We start from the raw sequence: 1,407 nt of genomic DNA, 5'->3' as shown, positions 1-1,407 counted from the left end.
GATTGATGTGGTGGAACGGCCCGCTCCGACAGCATCATCGTGCTAAAACGTGGTCGTTATTCGAACGCCACAAGGAGGAACCGTTCCATGAAACAGATTAGCACCATCGGGTTGGATTTGGCGAAGCACATTTTTCAAGTTCACGGCGCGGGTGGCGATGGCTCGCCGGTGTTGAACCGGAGACTACGGCGCAGCGAAGTTCTGCGTTTCTTTGAGAAGCTGCCACCATGCCTGGTGGGGATGGAAGCCTGCGGCAGCGCCCATTATTGGGCGCGCGAGATTGCAACTTTCGGTCATCAAGTGCGGCTGATTCCGCCGGCTTATGTCAAACCCTTCGTGAAGCGCGGCAAGACGGATGCGGCGGATGCCGAGGCCATCAGCGAGGCCGTGACTCGCAAGACCATGCGCTTCGTTCCGATCAAAACGGCTGAGCAACAAGCCGCAATGATGGTCCTGAAGAGTCGCGCACTTCTGGTGAAACAGCAAACGCAGACTATCAACGCCCTACGCTCGCATCTCGCCGAGTTGGGCATCATTGCCGCCGCTGGCCGGACAAAGGTCGAGGCGTTGGTTGCAATCGTACGGGACGTAGCAGATGTCCGCTTGCCTGCGGCAGCGCGCGTCGCCCTGACGGCAGTTGCCGATCAGATCGAGGCCCAGGCGGACCAGATTGACAAGCTCGAGCGAGCCATTGTTGCTGCGGCAAAGACCGACAAGGACATGCGCCGACTGACTACGATCCCCGGCATTGGAGCCATTACAGCGGCGACCATCAAGGCGCTGGTGCCAGATCCCGGCGGCTTCAAATCCGCTCGTCACTTTGCTGCCTGGCTGGGACTGACGCCACGACAGCATTCGAGTGGGGGCAAGGAGCGGATGGGACGCATCTCGAAGATGGGAAACCCCGAACTTCGGAGCCTCCTCGTTCTTGGGGCGACATCCATCCTGCGAATTGCCCGGAAGGCCGATCGGGCGCGGCCGTGGTTGAGGGCGCTGCTCGCCAGACGTCCGTACAAGGTGGCAGCGGTCGCGTTGGCCAACAAGACAGCGCGAATTGCTTGGGCGCTCTTGAACAAGGGCGGGATTTACCGGTGTCCGGAGACGCTGGCGACGACTACGGCTGCCGCTTGATGCATACAGCAGCTGTCAAAGAGATCTGACCGGCGCAGGCCGGCAGAGGGCAAGGCGCAATAACAGGCGATGAACCCACGGGACGAAATCCCGGCATGAGTGAGGCTGGCGCGACAATGCGCTTCAAGCGCGTCTGATTGATTAGCCCCTTGTGTCGCGGACTTCATCGAGGCCAGCGGTCATGCGCCGCGCTTTACAGGCCGTATACATGACGGCACCGCTCCCATGTGTGAAGTCGACTGAGAAAGCTCTTGCGCCCGCGGGCCGTTCCATACA

1 protein-coding gene is annotated in these 1,407 nt (G+C 60.6%); it reads left to right on the top strand.

Annotation, left to right across the window (positions count from 1 at the left end; genetic code table 11):
- Window positions 1-87 precede the first annotated feature (87 nt).
- Entirely contained in the window at window positions 88-1,131 is a 1,044-nt protein-coding gene (locus CWO89_RS44200; protein WP_130584384.1) for an IS110 family RNA-guided transposase, read from the top strand.
- Window positions 1,132-1,407 lie beyond the last annotated feature (276 nt).

It is taken from the genome of Bradyrhizobium sp. Leo170, from assembly GCF_004296405.1.
In the GTDB taxonomy this organism is placed as follows: Bacteria; Pseudomonadota; Alphaproteobacteria; order Rhizobiales; family Xanthobacteraceae; genus Bradyrhizobium.
The sequence above is the reverse complement of the archived record's forward strand: the minus strand, read 5'-3'. Positions and strand labels throughout refer to the sequence as shown.

Bases quoted from the DNA above. Each gene is read 5' to 3' on its own strand.
- CWO89_RS44200 (WP_130584384.1), top strand. From the start codon at position 88: ATGAAACAGATTAGCACCATCGGGTTGGATTTGGCGAAGCACATTTTT.